General features: G+C 41.2%; 22 protein-coding genes. 21 read left to right on the top strand and 1 reads right to left on the bottom strand.

Going from position 1 to position 18,343, the window contains the following annotated elements:
- Nucleotides 1-6 precede the first annotated feature (6 nt).
- The 7 genes from sleB (at nt 7) to fni (ending at nt 6,476) form a co-directional block, all read left to right on the top strand.
- Entirely contained in the window at nt 7-918 is a 912-nt protein-coding gene (gene sleB / locus M1D81_RS10840; protein ID WP_456266911.1) for a spore cortex-lytic enzyme, read from the top strand.
- Nucleotides 919-934: 16 nt separating this feature from the next.
- Complete coding sequence (gene ypeB / locus M1D81_RS10835; RefSeq protein ID WP_456266912.1) at nt 935-2,284, top strand: germination protein YpeB; 1,350 nt, start codon at nt 935-937, stop codon at nt 2,282-2,284.
- 102 nt (nt 2,285-2,386) lie between these two features.
- Nucleotides 2,387-3,034, top strand: a complete 648-nt coding sequence (locus M1D81_RS10830; protein WP_456266913.1) for a flagellar brake protein — start codon at nt 2,387-2,389, stop codon at nt 3,032-3,034.
- A gap of 63 nt (nt 3,035-3,097) precedes the next feature.
- Nucleotides 3,098-3,280, top strand: coding sequence for a DUF5359 family protein (locus tag M1D81_RS10825; RefSeq protein WP_024422820.1), 183 nt, complete (start codon nt 3,098-3,100; stop codon nt 3,278-3,280).
- 71 nt (nt 3,281-3,351) lie between these two features.
- A complete protein-coding gene (gene cmk, locus M1D81_RS10820) occupies nt 3,352-4,029 on the top strand; it encodes a (d)CMP kinase (protein ID WP_456266914.1) in 678 nt (225 codons plus the stop codon).
- Between the two features lie 225 nt (nt 4,030-4,254).
- Nucleotides 4,255-5,406, top strand: coding sequence for a 30S ribosomal protein S1 (rpsA, locus tag M1D81_RS10815; RefSeq protein WP_024422818.1), 1,152 nt, complete (start codon nt 4,255-4,257; stop codon nt 5,404-5,406).
- A 14-nt stretch (nt 5,407-5,420) separates the two neighbouring features.
- The gene (gene fni / locus M1D81_RS10810) at nt 5,421-6,476 is read left to right on the top strand and encodes a type 2 isopentenyl-diphosphate Delta-isomerase (protein WP_456266915.1); all 1,056 of its coding nucleotides are present in this window, start codon (nt 5,421-5,423) and stop codon (nt 6,474-6,476) included.
- A 216-nt stretch (nt 6,477-6,692) separates the two neighbouring features.
- Here the strand turns inward: fni and M1D81_RS10805 are convergent, their stop codons facing one another.
- Nucleotides 6,693-6,824 carry a YpzI family protein gene (locus M1D81_RS10805; RefSeq protein WP_073206119.1) on the bottom strand — a complete coding sequence of 44 codons (132 nt, stop codon included), beginning with the start codon at nt 6,822-6,824 and terminating at the stop codon, nt 6,693-6,695.
- 120 nt (nt 6,825-6,944) lie between these two features.
- On the opposite strand from M1D81_RS10805, the gene M1D81_RS10800 reads away from it, so the two are divergent.
- The 14 genes from M1D81_RS10800 to hepT all read left to right on the top strand — a co-directional run bounded on the left by M1D81_RS10800 (nt 6,945) and on the right by hepT (nt 18,293).
- On the top strand, nt 6,945-7,547 hold the full coding sequence (locus tag M1D81_RS10800; RefSeq protein WP_456270875.1) for a YphA family membrane protein: 603 nt from the start codon (nt 6,945-6,947) through the stop codon (nt 7,545-7,547).
- Nucleotides 7,544-8,428, top strand: a complete 885-nt coding sequence (locus M1D81_RS10795) for a YIEGIA family protein (protein ID WP_024422816.1) — start codon at nt 7,544-7,546, stop codon at nt 8,426-8,428. The genes M1D81_RS10800 and M1D81_RS10795 overlap by 4 nt, the downstream gene beginning before the upstream one ends.
- A gap of 6 nt (nt 8,429-8,434) precedes the next feature.
- The gene (locus tag M1D81_RS10790) at nt 8,435-8,629 is read left to right on the top strand and encodes a capping complex subunit for YIEGIA (RefSeq protein WP_008344527.1); all 195 of its coding nucleotides are present in this window, start codon (nt 8,435-8,437) and stop codon (nt 8,627-8,629) included.
- Between the two features lie 159 nt (nt 8,630-8,788).
- Complete coding sequence (der, locus tag M1D81_RS10785) at nt 8,789-10,099, top strand: ribosome biogenesis GTPase Der (RefSeq protein WP_041085918.1); 1,311 nt, start codon at nt 8,789-8,791, stop codon at nt 10,097-10,099.
- Between the two features lie 14 nt (nt 10,100-10,113).
- Nucleotides 10,114-11,151 carry an NAD(P)H-dependent glycerol-3-phosphate dehydrogenase gene (locus M1D81_RS10780; protein WP_456266917.1) on the top strand — a complete coding sequence of 346 codons (1,038 nt, stop codon included), beginning with the start codon at nt 10,114-10,116 and terminating at the stop codon, nt 11,149-11,151.
- A gap of 266 nt (nt 11,152-11,417) precedes the next feature.
- Nucleotides 11,418-11,621, top strand: a complete 204-nt coding sequence (locus M1D81_RS10775; RefSeq protein ID WP_024422813.1) for a DUF2768 domain-containing protein — start codon at nt 11,418-11,420, stop codon at nt 11,619-11,621.
- Between the two features lie 18 nt (nt 11,622-11,639).
- Nucleotides 11,640-12,365: a hypothetical protein gene (locus tag M1D81_RS10770; RefSeq protein WP_456266918.1), complete on the top strand. Its 726-nt coding sequence runs from the start codon at nt 11,640-11,642 to the stop codon at nt 12,363-12,365.
- Between the two features lie 204 nt (nt 12,366-12,569).
- Nucleotides 12,570-14,048, top strand: coding sequence for a stage IV sporulation protein A (gene spoIVA / locus M1D81_RS10765; RefSeq protein WP_008344534.1), 1,479 nt, complete (start codon nt 12,570-12,572; stop codon nt 14,046-14,048).
- A gap of 374 nt (nt 14,049-14,422) precedes the next feature.
- Nucleotides 14,423-14,701: a non-specific DNA-binding protein Hbs gene (gene hbs / locus M1D81_RS10760; protein WP_003215863.1), complete on the top strand. Its 279-nt coding sequence runs from the start codon at nt 14,423-14,425 to the stop codon at nt 14,699-14,701.
- A gap of 190 nt (nt 14,702-14,891) precedes the next feature.
- On the top strand, nt 14,892-15,461 hold the full coding sequence (folE, locus tag M1D81_RS10755) for a GTP cyclohydrolase I FolE (RefSeq protein WP_003215789.1): 570 nt from the start codon (nt 14,892-14,894) through the stop codon (nt 15,459-15,461).
- Between the two features lie 24 nt (nt 15,462-15,485).
- Nucleotides 15,486-15,716, top strand: coding sequence for a trp RNA-binding attenuation protein MtrB (mtrB, locus tag M1D81_RS10750; RefSeq protein ID WP_008344541.1), 231 nt, complete (start codon nt 15,486-15,488; stop codon nt 15,714-15,716).
- A 114-nt stretch (nt 15,717-15,830) separates the two neighbouring features.
- The gene (locus M1D81_RS10745) at nt 15,831-16,598 is read left to right on the top strand and encodes a heptaprenyl diphosphate synthase component 1 (protein WP_456266919.1); all 768 of its coding nucleotides are present in this window, start codon (nt 15,831-15,833) and stop codon (nt 16,596-16,598) included.
- Between the two features lie 3 nt (nt 16,599-16,601).
- Nucleotides 16,602-17,306, top strand: a complete 705-nt coding sequence (locus M1D81_RS10740) for a demethylmenaquinone methyltransferase (RefSeq protein WP_456266920.1) — start codon at nt 16,602-16,604, stop codon at nt 17,304-17,306.
- Between the two features lie 24 nt (nt 17,307-17,330).
- Nucleotides 17,331-18,293, top strand: coding sequence for a heptaprenyl diphosphate synthase component II (hepT, locus tag M1D81_RS10735; protein ID WP_061109294.1), 963 nt, complete (start codon nt 17,331-17,333; stop codon nt 18,291-18,293).
- Nucleotides 18,294-18,343: the final 50 nt, after the last annotated feature.

Raw genomic sequence — 18,343 nt, 5'->3', positions numbered from 1 at the left:
TCAAATATGGATAAAGCTCGTTTCATGAAACAAATTGTTATTATCTTCTCAATCGTTCTTCTTGCGTCTTCACTTTTGACAGCCAGTAAAAGTGAAGCCTTCACCGGCCAAGTCATCCAGCGCGGCGCAACAGGAGAAGATGTAGTCGAGCTGCAAGCGCGGCTCCAATACAATGGGTTTTACAATGGCAAAATCGATGGCGTCTATGGCTGGGGGACGTACTGGGCCGTTCGCAACTTTCAAAGCCAATTTGGCATGAAGAAGGTCGATGGACTTGTAGGTGAAAAAACAAAAAGCTTATTAGTTCAAAAGACGAAATACTACAAAGAGTTTGTTCAAAAGCAGCTGCAGCAAGGGAACCAGTTTACCCATTATGGCGGGAAACCTCTTGATCAGCAAACAAAGGATCCTGCGCAAAGAAGCTCGCAAAAAAAGACAGCCCAAGGTACAAACGAAAATCAAAAAAGTCAAAGTGGATCATCGGGGAAGTCTAGCAATCAGTCAGGCAGCCAGCAGGGAAATCAAACACCAAAACAAACAGCAGCCAACATGCCTGGTGGTTTTTCTAGTAATGATATTCAGCTCTTGTCGCAAGCTGTGTACAGTGAAGCAAGAGGTGAGCCGTACGAAGGACAGGTAGCCATCGCGGCCGTTATCTTAAACCGTTTGAACAATCCGACCTTTCCAAATACGATCGCAGGAGTCATTTTTGAACCGCTTGCGTTTACCGCTGTAGCAGATGGGCAATTTTATATGACACCAGATGAAACGGCAAAAAAAGCTGTATTTGATGCAATCAATGGATGGGATCCATCTGAGAGCGCCATCTATTACTTTAATCCTGATACAGCAACAAGTCCATGGATTTGGGGAAGACCACAAATTAAACGAATCGGGAAACATATATTCTGCGAATAAAAAGAGGTGTAAATAAATGATCAGAGGAATATTGATTGCTATTTTAGGAATTGCTGTCATCTCAACAGGTTACTGGGGCTATAAAGAACATCAAGAAAAAGACGCCGTACTGCTTCATGCTGAGAACAACTACCAAAGAGCCTTCCATGATTTAACGTATCAAGTGGATCAGCTGCATGACAAACTGGGCGCAACTCTTGCGATGAACAGCCAAACATCCATCTCACCAGCACTTGCAGATGTATGGAGAATGTCATCAGAAGCGCATAACAATGTCAGCCAGCTCCCGCTTACATTGATGCCTTTTAATAAAACGGAAGAATTCCTGGCGAATGTCGGAGATTTTAGCTACAAATCATCAGTTAAATCTTTATCAGATGAACCATTAAATAAAGATACACACAAAACCATTACAGCTCTATATAAACAAGCGTCAGATATCCAAAACGAACTTAGACAAGTGCAGCACCTCGTACTTAATAAAAACTTAAAATGGATGGATGTTGAAATGGCGCTCGCTGACGGCGATCGAAAGAACGACAACACCATCATTGACGGGCTGAAAACAGTCGAGAGAAATGCAGATGCATTTGCAGATGTCGATCTTGGGCCTGCAAATGTGTCCACAGAAAAAGAAACACAAGGCTACGATCATTTAAAAGGCGATAAGATTTCAAAAAAAGAAGCGATCCGTATTGCACAGCAATTCACACCCGACCATAATCAACATTTTAAAGTGAGAAAAAGCGGCAGCAAAACCAATCGCGACGTGTACAGCTTATCGATGTCTGATCCAGACAGCCATGCAAACTTTTACTTAGACTTAACTGAAAAAGGAGGACACCCAGTCTACCTTCTTCAAAATCGTGACGTGAAAAAACAGAAAATCAGTTTAAATGATGCATCAAAAAAAGCACTCAGCTTTCTAAAGAAGCAAGGGTTTGACACAGAATCGTTTCATTTAGATGAAAGTGCACAATTTGATAATATCGGTGTATTTACCTATGTTCCTCTTCAAAAAAATGTTCTGCTTTATCCAGATAGTATACGTATGAAAGTTGCATTAGACGATGGTGAGGTTGTTGGGTTTTCAGCGAAGGATTACTTAACGAATCATAAAACACGAGACATTAAAACACCTAAAATCTCGCAAAAAGAAGCGAAGAAAACATTAAATCAGCATGTAAAGATCGAAGATACTCATTTAGCGATTGTGCAAAATGATATGTCAGAGGAAGTTCTCTGCTATGAGTTCCTCGGAACGATAAAAAACGATACGTACCGCATGTTCATTAATGCAGATACTGGAAAAGAAGAACGAGTAGACAAACTAAAAAACGCAGAACCTATATATAAAGACCTATAGAAAAGGAAGCGAGGAAAAGGCTAATATGTCTTTTCCTTTTGTTTTAGACATGGTTTAATATAGGAGAGGATACGATTTCACAGATGAAAAGAGTGATGAGGAATGTTACAAATAGGGGATGCAATCACAATTGAATATGTCAATGAGAACAAAGAAGTGAAAACAGCAAAATCGAAGGTTTTGGAAAATAATAACGATGATATTTGCATTAATTATCCAGCTGATAAAGAAACGGGACGCACCATCTACTTAAACCAGCAAACAGAAATCACCGTCTTCTTTTTTGACGAAAACCAAATTCCATACAAATGTACAAGCGAAGTCATCGGAAAAAGAAAAGAAGATATTCCGATGATTGTTATTTCCATTCCGCCAAAAGAAGAAATGATTCGGCTTCAGCGAAGAGAATATTTGAGAGTGGATACGATGGTCAAAGCCACTATCATGCAAACGGATGAAGAGGCCTTTGAGACGTTTATTGTGAATATGAGTGCTGGCGGCGTGGCGATTGCTGTACCTGAGGGCGTGTCATTGAAAGAGTATGGAGAAGTCGTCACAGAGTTTGAACTTCCCCTTAAAGAGCCCGTGAAAATAAAAGCGGTTGCAGAGATGAATCGAGTATATCAAGATGAACAGTCTGGCAAAACAAGAGCGATCATGGAGTTTTCAGAGATCACAAATGACCACCAGCAGCACATCATGAAATACTGCTTTCAGCAGCAGCTTTTAACACGCGTGAAAAAAGCATAAGAATAAAGGGTGTAAAAAGCTTCCATACTAGAGAGGAAAGAATCTAGCGTGGAGGCTTTTTGTATGAAGACAATGGAAAGATGGTTATTGAAAGTGGTGCTCATTCAGCTTGTTTTATTGCTAACTGTTCAGATCACACTTCATTTGACGAAAGGAGAACTTTTTTTGTCAAAAGTCGTGCAGTATGAGGGTGTGAATAATATGAGCATTGAAGAATGGATTGAGACGTTTAAGCAGAAGGATTGATAGAAAATTCCCCCGTTTGAGCGGTGATCGTGTTACAATTCATAAGGGAGATTCAATCAAGGAGAGGTATTATGAAAAAGAAATTATCTATTGCAATTGACGGTCCTGCAGCAGCAGGCAAAAGCACTGTGGCAAAAATTGTCGCAGCCAAAAAATCATATATTTATATTGATACAGGTGCTATGTACCGCGCGATTACACTTGCGGCACTCAATCAAGGAGTAGACCTTGAAGACGAACAGGCACTTGATTCATTACTGAAAAAAACGGTCATTGAACTAGTAACAACAGACGAGGGTCAAAAAGTCCATCTAAACAATACGGATGTCACAGAGGATATTCGCACAGACCGCGTAAGCAACCAAGTATCGGTTGTTGCAAAGCACAGAGCTGTTCGGGAAGAAATGGTCCGCAGGCAGCAAGAGCTTGGCAAACGAGGCGGCGTCGTTATGGACGGAAGAGACATAGGCACTCACGTACTTCCAGATGCTGAAGTGAAAATTTTCTTGCTTGCATCAGTAGAAGAAAGAGCAAAGCGCCGCTTTGATGAGAATCAGAAAAAAGGCTACGATGTCAATTACGATCAGCTGATCGAAGAGATTGCAAGACGCGATAAGCTTGATTCTGAACGTGAAGTCTCGCCTTTGAAGAAAGCGGATGACGCCATTGAAATTGACACCACTTCACTTTCTATTCAAGAGGTGGCAGGGAAAATTTTAGAAGCAGCAGACCGCGTGGAGAAACAGTAAGAAATTTTAGAAAACTTTTATAAGTTAGAGGTTTAACTCTTGACAAACAAGGTCTTTTATTAGAAGTTTATACTAATACTATTTTTTTATTGATCATTCAAGCAATTATATTGATTTGAATGTTTCTATAATACATATTCGGCTGGCAATCATCATGCTTAAGACACATATTCGCCAAGTCGTTTTAACTAAGCTGTGTAGGTTTGGACCAAGGAGGTTATCGAAATGACAGAGGAAATGAATCAAATCGATGTTCAGGTACCAGAGGTTGGAGATGTAGTGAAAGGGATTGTTTCTAAAGTTGAGGACAAGCATGTCAATGTAGATATCGTCAATGTGAAACAACCTGGTATCATCCCAATCAGTGAATTATCAAGTCTTCACGTTGAAAAAGCATCAGATGTCGTGAAAGATGGCGACGAGTTAGAGCTTAAAGTAACAAAGGTCGAAGACGATGCTTTGATTTTATCGAAACGTGCTGTTGATGCAGACCGCGCTTGGGAAGACCTAGAGAAAAAGTTTGAAACAAAAGAAGTATTTGAAGCTGAAGTAAAAGACGTTGTAAAAGGTGGTCTTGTTGTTGACATTGGTGTGCGCGGATTTATTCCTGCATCTCTTGTAGAAGCACACTATGTAGAAGACTTCACAGATTACAAAGGGAAAACACTCTCACTTGTCGTGGTAGAACTTGACCGCGAAAAAAATCGCGTGATTCTCTCGCACCGTGCAGTCGTTGAGCAAGAGCAATTAGACAAAAAGCAGGACTTCCTGCAAAAGCTTGAAGTAGGCAGTGTGATTGATGGTAAAGTGCAGCGGCTTACTGATTTTGGTGCATTTGTTGACATTGGCGGCATTGATGGATTAGTTCACATTTCTCAACTATCCCATGCGCATGTTGAAAAGCCATCTGACGTAGTAGAAGAAGGACAGGAAGTCAAGGTGAAAGTACTTGCTGTTGATCGTGATAACGAACGTATCTCACTATCTATTAAAGAAACATTACCAGGACCTTGGAGCCAAATTGGTGAAAAGGTAAAACAAGGTGATGTGCTTGAAGGAACTGTTCAGCGTCTTGTAAGCTTTGGTGCATTTGTTGAAATTCTGCCAGGTGTAGAAGGGCTTGTGCATATTTCCCAAATCTCTCATAAACATATCGGCACGCCGCAAGAAGTCCTTGAAGAAGGGCAGACTGTGAAAGTGAAAGTGCTTGATGTGAATGAAGACGAAGAGCGCATTTCACTAAGCATCCGTGATTTAGAAGAAAATCCTGAAAAACAAATCGAAGAGGATTATCGTCAATATCAGGCGAAAGAAGAAAACACAAGCGGATTCCAGCTTGGTGACCTGATCGGTGATAAACTCAATAAACTAAAATAATTTGGTGATCAAAATTGACGCGAGCAGAAAGAAAGAAGCAGCATATTGAGCATGCGTTGTCCACTGGCCAGCATGCAGCAACAGGTTTAGAAGATGTTTCCTTCGTTCACGCCAGTTTACCAGATCTTGCCACATCACAAATTGATACACATACGACAATTGGCGGACTGACTTTCGGTTCGCCAATTTTTATCAATGCAATGACTGGCGGAGGCGGAGAATCCACCTATGAGATCAACCGCTCTTTATCGATCGCAGCGAAGGAGACCAATATCCCAGTAGCAGTTGGATCTCAAATGGCTGCACTGAAAGATAAAGAAGAAAGACGAACATATGAAGTCGTTCGTAAAGTCAATCCGGATGGGATAGTATTTGCGAATTTAGGCAGTGAAGCAACAATGAAGCAAGCTCAAGAAGCAGTTAACATGCTCGAGGCAAATATGCTCCAAATTCATCTGAATGTCATCCAAGAGATTGTCATGCCTGAAGGCGATCGCGATTTCAGGGGGGCGCTTGAGCGGATTGCAGCTATCGTTGAATCTGTTGGTGTGCCTGTTGTCGTAAAAGAAGTCGGATTTGGCATGAGCAAGGAGACGGCAGGAAAGTTATTTCATGCTGGGGTTGCAGCCGTTGATGTAGGCGGATTTGGTGGTACGAACTTTTCTAAGATTGAAAATCTCCGCCGCCAAAAAGCACTTCGTTATTTTGATCAATGGGGAATTCCAACTGCAGCGAGTCTTGCTGAAGTACATACAGCCTTTCAGAATCAGACGATTTTAGCCTCCGGAGGTATTCAAGATGCTCTTGATGTAACCAAATCAATGGCTCTTGGCGCATCTGCTGCTGGTCTAGCTGGATTTTTCTTAAAATCATTGACCAGTGGAGGAGAAAGCGGTCTCATCGCAGATATCATGGAACTTCAAGAAGATATCAAGTTGATGATGACAGTGCTTGGCGTGAAGACGATTGAAGAACTGAGACAGGCACAAGTTGTGATCTCAGGGGAAACAAGTCATTGGCTCAAAGAAAGAGGCGTTGACACTACGTACTATAGTAAGAGAGGCATGTGATATCACATGCCTCAGCGCGTAGACAAACCCTCGCATTCGGTGTCAGTCCTGCGTGCCGGTGCTCACGAATGTACAATTCGCTCCGCTCCGGTACTCGTCCTTCCTAGGGCTGCAAAGGTTTTCTATCACGCTGAAAAGAAGACAAAGGGCTAAAATAAACATCATTTTAGCCCTTTGTCAACAAATCTAAGGCATGTGATGATCACATGCCTTTTTTTATTGATTTCTTTTTCGAGCGCTTTCTGGACCTTCTAATGCTGTTGCACCCTTATGATGAATGGATTGATCGCGGTCAGATTCCACTCTTCTTGACGCCTTTAAACGCTTTTCCTGTCTATCTTTTCCCATCATGTATCCCTCCTCAGGTTATTAGGGTGTCACCTCTTGTTTATTTCATACAAAGCCGGTAACGATCCGCATGTTTAAAAATTGGAGATTTTCCCATAATGTAATTGAGGTGATGAGGCGTTGGAGGCTTTGTACTATTTTTGGTCTATATGGTTCGTTTGGATTATGGTGACATTTATCATGGAAAAAAGTTTGTGGCGCACCGTGCTGGGCTTCTGCGTACTTGTCCATATTATATTCAGTCATGTCATGGTATCCGTTTTAGATATAAGCATCAATGCGGGATTCTTAATGACTTTTTTATATGCATGTGCCGCTTTCGTCATCTTCCGGCCGAGTTACCGAATGATGAGAATCATGCAATTGGGCTCAATGGTGAGCGCGTATGCCTTTTTTATGATATTTGCATTATATGACCCTGTTTGGTTCACGATAATAAAGGTGGATTGGGCCGTATTTGCCCTGCTGATCTTAATGTGTATGACATATGGACAGCCGTTAACGGAAAGAATCACCCTATGGATGATGTCAGTATGTCTCGGCGAAGCCCTTTATGCGCTGACGATTCACCGCCTCACATCATCAATTGTCATTGGGGATCTCTCTTTTCTTTCCTTCGTTGTACAAGGAGCGGTCTTCTTATTAGGTGTCGATCAGCTTGAAAAGCTCTTGAACGCCCGTTCATCAAGAAAATCAGTAAAAGGGGCTGCAAAATCAACATGACAGACTATACGTTTCCTGTGATTATTGGTGTCATCTTTGGGATGGCGGCCAGACTTTACATGTTAAGAACGGATTACCGGCAATACCCGACGTATATTCATGGACAAGTGATTCACATTGCACTTGGTTTTATTGCGTCAGGATTAGGTGCGATCATTATGCCTGCACTAATTCAGGAGGAATTTACAGCGATTACCTTTCTCACTTTGGCAGCCACACAATTTCGAGATGTCCGAAATATGGAAAGAAATACGTTAACCCAAATGGATTCGTATGAGCTTGTCTCACGAGGCAGTACATATATTGAAGGCATTGCCATTGCCTTTGAAAGTCGAAATTATATTGCCATTCTCACTGCACTCATTACAACGACAGCCTGTATTTTCTTCTCGCTTGTTGTTGGAACAGTAGTCGGTATTCTTTGTTTTTTCATGGCAAAGCTATTAATGTCAGGCAGTCAATTAAAGGATATCGTCAGCATTCAAAAAGGGGAACTTCGCTTTGATGGGGCAGGGCTTTATGTGAATGATATATACATTATGAATATCGGGCTGCCTGAAAAGCAAAAGCTCATTTTAGAGCATGGAATGGGCTTTATTTTGACACCGAAAAATTTCAACTCTGCTACAACGATTGCCAACCTTGGACAGCGGCAAGCCATTTTATTTGATTTATCGAATGTGCTTGGCGTGTACCGCGATTCTGGTGAGCCATCGCTCTGTCCGCTCGCAAAACGTGATCTGAATACCGGTACACTTGGTGTGTTCATTTTACCGCAATGGCAGCGTGAAGATTTGGCTGTCCGTGTATTAGAAGAGGTGCCTATTTTAGAAAATGCCATTCGAATGCCGACAGATTTCATTAAAAAGAAAGTGAGGTAATAGGGTATGGCGAACACCATTGAACAATTTATATTGGCTGTGGCAACAACAAATAAAGAGCGGGTCATTGGCGGAACAGCGGTATTTTTCTGTGAAAATAAAGAAGAGCTCGACATGTATGCCATGAATTTAGAGGCCATTTTAGATGGAATTGCACATGGCATTGGAGAAGATCTTTACTTGATTGTCAAACATTTTTAAGTTATTCATTGTGGTCTGATTAAAAATTGATATAATATATAAGTTGAACCCTTCATGTTTGAAGGGTTTATTTCATAAAAATGAATGAAAATTATAAATCCCGGTTGAAACATGATGATGAACATATTGAATCGCGGCTGGATTGAAAGGAAGGGTACTATGGGTAAACCTGTCGTAGCCATTGTTGGAAGGCCCAACGTTGGAAAATCTACAATTTTTAATCGAATCGCAGGCGAAAGAATATCGATTGTAGAAGACACACCTGGTGTAACAAGAGATCGAATCTATAGCTCTGCTGAATGGTTAAATTATGACTTTAATTTAATAGATACTGGTGGAATTGATATTGGAGATGAGCCATTCTTGGCGCAAATTCGCCATCAGGCAGAAATTGCAATGGACGAAGCGGATGTCATTATCTTTATGGTGAATGGCCGAGATGGTGTGACATCTGCGGATGAAGAAGTCGCAAAAATTTTATATCGCACGAAAAAGCCAGTTGTACTTGCTGTCAATAAACTGGACAACCCTGAAATGAGAAGCGACGTGTATGACTTTTATGCACTCGGATTTGGCGAGCCGTTTCCGATTTCTGGAACACACGGATTAGGTCTTGGTGATCTGCTGGATGCAGTGGCCGAACATTTCAAGAATTTACCGGATACGCAATATGATGAAGAAGTTGTCCAGTTCTGCTTAATTGGCCGTCCGAATGTGGGGAAATCTTCTTTAGTGAATGCGATGCTCGGAGAAGACCGCGTCATTGTCAGCAACATCGCTGGTACAACAAGAGATGCTGTCGATACGATGTTTACGTACAATCAGCGTGACTTTGTCATTGTTGATACAGCAGGTATGAGAAAAAAAGGAAAAGTATATGAAACAACAGAGAAATACAGTGTACTTCGTGCATTAAAAGCCATTGACCGCTCTGATGTTGTCGCTGTTGTCCTTGACGGCGAGGAAGGCATTATTGAGCAGGATAAACGAATTGCTGGCTATGCACACGAAGCTGGTAAAGCTGTTGTCATCATTGTGAACAAATGGGATGCTGTTGAAAAAGATGAGCGTACGATGAAGGAATTTGAGCAAAACATCCGCGAGCATTTTCAATTCCTTGATTATGCACCTGTCTTGTTTATGTCTGCTCTTACGAAAAAGAGAATTCATACATTAATGCCGTCCATTATCACAGCAAGCGAAAACCATGCAATGCGCGTTCAAACCAATATTTTAAATGATATCATCATGGATGCGGTGGCGATGAATCCAACGCCGACCCATAACGGACAGCGCTTAAAGATTTACTATGCAACACAGGTGGCCATTAAGCCTCCTTCCTTCGTTGTGTTTGTCAACGATCCGGAGCTTATGCACTTTTCTTATGAGCGTTTCCTAGAAAACCGCATTCGAGATGCATTTGGTTTTGAAGGAACGCCGATTAAAATATTTGCGAGAGCGAGAAAATAAAAAGGGTGAGCAGGATGAAGAAAATTTCAGTACTTGGAGCAGGGAGCTGGGGAACAGCTCTTGCGCTTGTATTAGCTGATAATCATCATGATGTACACATGTGGGGACATAGACAAGAGCTCATTGATCAAATCAATGAGAAACATGAAAATCATGATTACTTGCCAAATGTCGAACTGCCAGCATCTATTCAGGCGACAACCGATATGAAGCAGGCTTTAGAGGGGACAGAGGCGGTTATTGTTGCTGTGCCAACAAAGGCCATTCGTGAGGTATTGAAGCAGGCAAATGAGCTGATCTCATCGAAGGTGCCATTTGTCCATGTCAGTAAGGGAATTGAACCAGATACACTTCTTAGAATTTCTCAAATGATTGAACAAGAAGTCCCATCTGAGAAAAGAGAGGCTGTCGTTGTCCTATCAGGACCGAGTCATGCAGAAGAAGTAGGTCTGCGTCATCCGACAACTGTCACTGTCTCGTCAGAAAACATTGAAGCAGCTCAATTTGTTCAAGATTTGTTCATAAACAATCATTTTAGAGTGTACACCAACCCTGATGTGATTGGGGTGGAAATCGGCGGCGCATTGAAAAATATCATTGCTCTTGCGGCTGGTATCACAGACGGACTTGGATATGGTGATAATGCAAAAGCGGCGCTTATTACTAGAGGACTTGCTGAAATTGCACGTCTTGGCACAAAAATGGGAGGGAATCCCCTTACATTTGCCGGATTAACAGGCGTTGGCGATTTGATCGTGACATGTACAAGTGTTCATTCGCGTAACTGGCGCTGCGGGAATTTACTCGGTAAAGGATATAAGCTCGAAGAAGTGCTTGAAAAAATGGGCATGGTTGTCGAAGGCGTCCGCACAACAAAAGGCGCTTATCAGCTCTCCAAAGAATACAAGGTCAGCATGCCGATTACAGAGGCTCTTTACGGCGTCCTGTTTGAAGGGAAAAAGGTGGACGATGCTGTAGAATCATTGATGGCACGTGTGAAAACACATGAGATGGAAGACCTTGTGAACATGTTTGAAAACCAAACAAAATAAAAGGAAAGACTGAACTTAGGCATGTAGAGGATGCAAGAAGGGGAAGACTTGCATAAAATAGCAATGAAGTTTGAATAGAGCTTTGCCTCTACAGAATGAGGAAAATAGTCGATCCAATGACTGAAGCAGAGTCCCCCTCTTTGCTTCAGTTTTTTTATGCGCTTTTTTCTGAATGATTGGAAAAATGATTGATATTTACCTTATTTTTGGTTTAAAATGAAATATAAACGCTTACAATTCGTTCGTTTTAAAGGGGGACAGGCACGATGAGTTTTGCTTTAATCAAGATGTGGTTTGCGCTTGGTTCAATGGGGCTCATGTTTTTAGCCGTAGTAACCATTTATTTAAGCAGGTTTAAGCTGAAAAGCAAATTCCTTAAAATAACGGCCTCAACCGTTGCATACAGCTTGATGCTGATATCAGGTATCATTGTGTTTTTAGTTGTCTTTAGCGGACCGGTCAATGAATAAAGAAAAAGGAAGAATGTGATGATCAAAGCAAAAGTCAGTGTCACACTGTTAGCACTTATGTTATTAACAGGATGTCTGTATCCAGAGAACCGCAAAGCTGAGAACCGGGTGCCATACGAAGAGCAGCTGCAAAGTGTACAGACAGCGATTGAGGAATTTCAAAAAGCAACAAATGGTCTTTTGCCTATAGAAACGAAAGAAGCAGACACGCCGGTTTATCAGAAATATGTCATCGACTTTAAGCGCTTGTCACCAAGATATTTACACGATGTACCGTCTACATCTTATGAAGGCGGGGGCGAATATATTTATGTCCTCACAGACGTCGAAAAGAAACCCACTGTGAAACTGCTTGATGTTAAAATGACGCAGACCATCAATGAATTACGGCTTAGAATCAAGATGTATCAAGATGAACATACATATCCGCCATACGGCAAAGTCGTATCAGCCAATTTATATACGTTAAATGAAAAAAAACTAGGATTAAAATCGCCGCCTGCGGTGATAAGTCCTGTGACAGGGAATTCCCTCCCATTACTGATTTCATCAAACGGTGACATCTATGTGGACTATCGCAGTGATTTTGCTCACATTTTGAAGAATACGAAGCAAAAGCTGAAACCAGGTGAAAACATTCAGGATGTATATTGGCAGGAAACCCCGTTTGTACCCGCGTTTTCTGTCCCATATACCATCAACAAAAAAGGTGAGCCTGCCTTTTTAGAAAAAAAGACGTCATAAACAAGAATGAACCTTTTTCCTCTGCATATAAATGAGGAGAAAGGTTTTTTTATGGCTAAACTTACTCTCAAAACAAAAAGGTGTCATATTCAAATAGGACAACGTCATACACATATATTGTCCAGACACCTTTCAAGCACAGTTTGATTGAAGAATAGAGTATTTAATTTGAAAACGAGGATAGCAAGTCCGGGAGGGGATCACTTGGAAAAAGTCGATATTTTCAAGGATATCGCTGAACGAACAGGAGGCGATATATATTTAGGAGTCGTTGGCGCTGTTCGTACAGGGAAATCTACGTTTATTAAAAAGTTTATGGAGCTCGTGGTGCTCCCGAATATCAATAATGAGGCAGATCGTGCAAGAGCACAGGATGAATTGCCGCAAAGCGCAGCAGGAAAAACCATTATGACCACAGAGCCAAAATTTGTACCGAATCAAGCAGCATCAATTCACGTGAGTGACGGCCTTGATGTCAACATCAGACTTGTCGATTGTGTGGGATACACTGTCCCTGGTGCGCGCGGGTATGAAGATGAAAATGGCCCAAGAATGATCAATACGCCGTGGTATGAAGAGCCAATCCCGTTTCATGAAGCAGCGGAAATTGGTACACGCAAGGTCATTCAAGAGCATTCAACAATAGGTGTAGTGATTACAACAGATGGTTCCATTGGAGAAATTCCAAGACATGATTATATTGAATCTGAAGAACGTGTGATTGATGAACTCAAAGAGGTTGGAAAGCCGTTTATTATGGTCATTAACTCTGTGAGGCCATATCATCCTGAAACAGAAGCGCTCCGGCAGGAACTTAGCCAAAAGTATGATATTCCAGTACTCGCCATGAGCGTAGAAAGTATGAGAGAGCAAGACGTACTCAGCGTTCTTCGTGAAGCATTATATGAATTCCCGGTTCTAGAGGTGAATGTGAACCTGCCAAGCTGGGTAATGGTGCTGAAAGAAGATCACTGGCTGAGAGAGAGCTATCAGGATTCAGTAAAGGAAACTGTAAAGGATATTAAAAGATTAAGAGATGTCGACCGTGTCGTTGGTCAATTCAGTGAATTTGATTTTATCGAAAGAGCGGGTTTAGCAGGAATTGAAATGGGTCAGGGGATTGCGGAGATTGACCTGTATGCGCCAGATGATCTATATGATCATATTTTAAAAGAAGTGGTTGGTGTAGAAATTAGAGGAAAAGACCATCTTCTAGAGCTCATGCAAGACTTTGCTCATGCTAAGACAGAATATGATCAAGTATCAGACGCATTAAAAATGGTGAAGCAGACTGGCTACGGGATTGCAGCGCCAGCGCTATCAGATATGAGTTTAGATGAGCCGGAAATCATTAGGCAGGGATCAAGATTCGGCGTGAGATTAAAAGCGGTCGCTCCATCTATTCATATGATCAAAGTAGATGTAGAGAGCGAATTTGCACCGATTATCGGAACAGAAAAACAAAGTGAAGAGCTCGTCCGCTACTTAATGCAAGACTTTGAAGATGATCCGCTTTCGATCTGGAATTCAGATATATTTGGCCGTTCCCTCAGCTCCCTTGTCAGAGAAGGCATTCAAGCAAAGCTGTCTCTCATGCCGGAAAACGCAAGATATAAGCTGAAGGAAACGCTTGAAAGAATCATTAACGAAGGATCAGGCGGTTTGATCGCGATTATTTTATAGCAAGTGAGACCTCTCATTGATGGGGTCTTTTTTTTGCGTGTAGAATGAGTCATAAAAAGACAATTGTATAAAGATTAGTCAGATTCAGGCTGAAATTAGGAATATTCGTTCGCAAAAGTGCCCTTAATCCTTGACGAATAAGGATTCTTCCCTTTAAAATGCTTGATATGGTATTTCATATGTGTTAATCTACTTACAGAAAATCTTCACTTTGTTGGACAAACATTCCTTCAAAGAGATGTTTTCTAATGAAAAGCCATGTATAACGCTTTCTAGACGCTCTTTTTTTCTGAAAAAGGGTATAGAAAGAAGATGAATTGTGAAGAAATGATAACAATCTACTGAATGCATATTTTTGGGAGGAGGTGAAAGGCATGAACAAGACAGAACTTATTAACGCGGTTGCTGAAGCAAGCGAGTTATCTAAAAAAGACGCGACAAAAGCAGTTGATTCTGTTTTTGATACAATTTTAGATGCACTTAAAAATGGTGACAAAATCCAACTTATTGGTTTTGGTAACTTTGAAGTACGTGAGCGTTCAGCTCGTAAAGGACGTAACCCACAAACTGGTGCAGAGATCGAAATCCCTGCAAGCAAAGTACCTGCTTTCAAACCAGGTAAAGCACTTAAAGACGCGGTGGCAGGTAAATAATCGTTATGTGTAATGATCCTGTTGAAGGAGTTATACATATACAGTTTCACACTGGTCTCGAAAAGCCCCTTTCATAAGGGGCTTTTCCTTTTGATTCAAAAGGTTCGTTTAGAACGCTCTCCTTTGCTTTTAGGATCTGAAGTGTGCTAGAATCTGAATGAAATGTAATCGCCTTTGGAGGATATAATACATGAGTGAAATAAATAAAGAATTAATTGAACACGCGGTACGCGATATATTAAAAGCAATCGGAGAAGATCCGGATCGTGAAGGACTTCTTGATACCCCAAAACGAGTCGCAAAAATGTATGAAGAAGTGTTCTCGGGATTAAATGAAGATCCAAAAGAACATTTTAAAACCATTTTTGGCGAAGACCACGAAGAACTCGTCCTTGTAAAAGATATTGCTTTCCATTCAATGTGTGAACACCACCTCGTGCCTTTCTACGGGAAAGCCCATGTCGCTTATATTCCGCGCGGAGGAAAAGTAACGGGACTTAGTAAGCTGGCAAGAGCTGTAGAAGCCGTGGCAAAACGCCCGCAGCTTCAGGAACGCATTACATCAACCATTGCAGATAGTATGGTGGAAACACTTAATCCGCATGGCGTGATGATTGTCGTTGAAGCAGAGCATATGTGTATGACGATGCGCGGAGTGAAAAAGCCAGGCGCTAAAACAGTGACCTCAGCCGTCCGCGGCACATTTGCAAATGATGCAGCCGCAAGAGCAGAAGTGCTTTCCTTTATTAAAAACGACTAATTCAATAGATGGAAGGTGAACAAAATGAGTGAAAATAAAGCATCTGATTTTGTGGTGATTAAAGCCATTGATAATGGTGTAAACGTCATCGGCCTAACAAGAGGCTCTGATACAAGATTTCACCATTCCGAGAAACTCGATAAAGGTGAAGTGATCATTGCACAATTTACTGAGCATACGTCAGCGATCAAAGTAAGAGGCGATGCTGTCATTCAAACAAGCTTCGGCGAAATTCAAAGCGAAGCAAAGAAATAAAGAAGTTGTAGCACTTGATAGCATAAAAGTGAGAGCTGATATGGTATAATAAATCTCTATACAATGTGCAGGTCTACATATGAAACTGTAATTTTTGGGACAAGGGTGATATCTTTGCAAGACATCTACGGAATTTTATCTAATCTAAATATAAAATTAAATAAAAAGCTTTCTCATCCTTATTTGGCGAAGCATTTACGCGCACCACTCATCGATGAAGACAAGCTCCTTCTTTTTCATGCAATGTTTGAAGAAGCTCAAATTGATGCAGAGAAAAAAGAAAATTATGTTTTAACGGCGATGCTTGTGCAAATTGCCCTTGATACCCATGACGAAGTCACAACTGCTGCAGCCATCAAGCAAGACGAATTCAAAAATCGTCAGCTGACCATCCTGGCAGGAGACTATTTCAGCGGTCTCTATTATTCTCTTCTCTCTGACATGAAAGACATTTATATGATCCGCACGCTTGCTACGGCGATCAAAGAGATCAATGAACATAAAATTAGACTGTATGACCGGTCCATTCAAGATGCAGCGCACTTTTACAAAAGTGTAGCTACAGTTGAATCTGCGCTTTTCCAAAGGATTTCTGAGCATTTTCAATTAACGCATTGGAATGAGATTGCAAGTCGTTTTCTTGTTTATAAACGTTTCATGAAACAAGCAGAAAATGACAAACATTTAAAACTTTTTTTGAACGATTGTTATACGGACGCCTATTCATGTTTTGACAATTTTGAGAATGAAGGCTATGAAAAGGCCAAACGGCCGATCAAGGAGCATCTTGTTTCATCTCCGGTCGTTCAAAAAGAGCTATTAAATCGCTTGGATCATATGAAAAATGAGCCTGCGTACCATCAGAAAGTGGAAGAAGGGTAAGTCATGCAGCAATCAAAAGAACAGCGAGTACACGGTGTATTTGAAAAAATTTATAAAAACTATGATCAAATGAACTCTGTCATCAGCTTTAAACAGCATAAAAAATGGCGCGATAAAACAATGAAACTTATGAATGTGCAAAAAGGGTCTAAAGCATTAGATGTATGCTGCGGGACAGCCGATTGGACAATTGCGCTTGCAGATGCTGTTGGAGAAAAAGGCGAGGTCAAAGGCCTTGATTTTAGTAAAAACATGCTGAGTGTTGGAGAAACGAAGGTGAAGACTGGGGGCTACAAACAAATTGAATTGCTTCATGGCAATGCGATGGAGCTCCCTTTTGAGGACAACTCATTTGATTATGTCACCATCGGTTTTGGACTTAGAAACGTTCCTGATTATTTAACGGTGCTAAAGGAAATGAGAAGAGTAGTGAAGCCTGGCGGAATCGTTGTCTGTCTTGAGACTTCACAGCCTGAGATGATCGGATTTAAACAGGGCTACTACATCTATTTCAAATACATTATGCCGCTCTTTGGTAAACTGTTTGCCAAAAGCTATCAGGAGTATTCATGGCTTCAAGAATCAGCCAAAACGTTCCCTGGCATGAAAGAGCTGGCGGCTCTGTTCGAAGAGGCCGGGTTGTCTGATGTCTCGTATCATCCATTTACAGGCGGTGTAGCAGCAACACATATCGGAAAGAAGCTTTGAATAAACGATATTTGGGTGAAGATAATGAAACTAAAAGCAATGATCTCTTTTTTAAATCATGATATCGATATAATTGAAAAAGAGCTTGAACAAACAGTTCGCTCTGATTATGCATTATTAAGTGAAGCAGGTCTTCATTTGCTGCAAGCGGGCGGAAAACGAATCCGCCCCGTTTTTGTTCTCCTTTCAGGCATGTTTGGTGACTATGACATTAATAAAATTAAATATGTCGCCGTTGCCCTCGAGCTGATTCATATGGCATCACTTGTTCACGATGATGTTATTGATGATGCGGAGCTGAGAAGAGGCAAACCAACGATAAAGGCAAAATGGGATAACAGAATTGCCATGTACACAGGGGATTATATGTTTGCGAGATCACTTGAATACATGACAAAAATCAATCACCCAATGGCACATGAAATTTTGTCAAAAATGGTCGTCGAGCTTTGTCTTGGTGAGATAGAGCAAGTGAAAGATAAATATAATATGGATCAAAACCTGCGTACATATTTAAGAAGAATCAAACGAAAAACAGCCTTGCTCATTGCAGGCAGCTGTCAATTAGGCGCCATTGCAGCAGGTACAGATGAAAAAACACATAAAGCCCTCTATTGGTTTGGATACTATGTCGGCATGTCCTATCAAATCATTGATGATGTCCTTGATTTCACATCAACTGAAGAAGAGCTTGGCAAGCCTGTCGGAGGAGACCTTTTACAAGGGAATGTCACACTCCCAGTCTTATATGCACTGAAAAATCCGACACTAGAAGGTCAATTGAAGCTGATCAATAGTGAAACGACGGAGAAGCAGCTGAAGCCTGTCATTGAAAGCCTCAAACAAACAGATGCGATCGACCGCTCAATTCGAGTGAGTGAAATGTATTTGAAAAAAGCTTTTGAACAGCTCGACAAACTTCCTCGAGGACGAGCGAGAACGTCACTCGCCTCCATTGCAAAATATATTGGGAAACGAAAATTCTAATCAACGTTGTGTTGATTGGTTTTTTTGTGAAATTTTTTGTCAAAAATTGA

Source organism: Bacillus sp. JZ105, from assembly GCF_053903125.1.
Note: the sequence above shows the minus strand (reverse complement) of the source record. Positions and strands in the feature narration are given on the sequence as shown.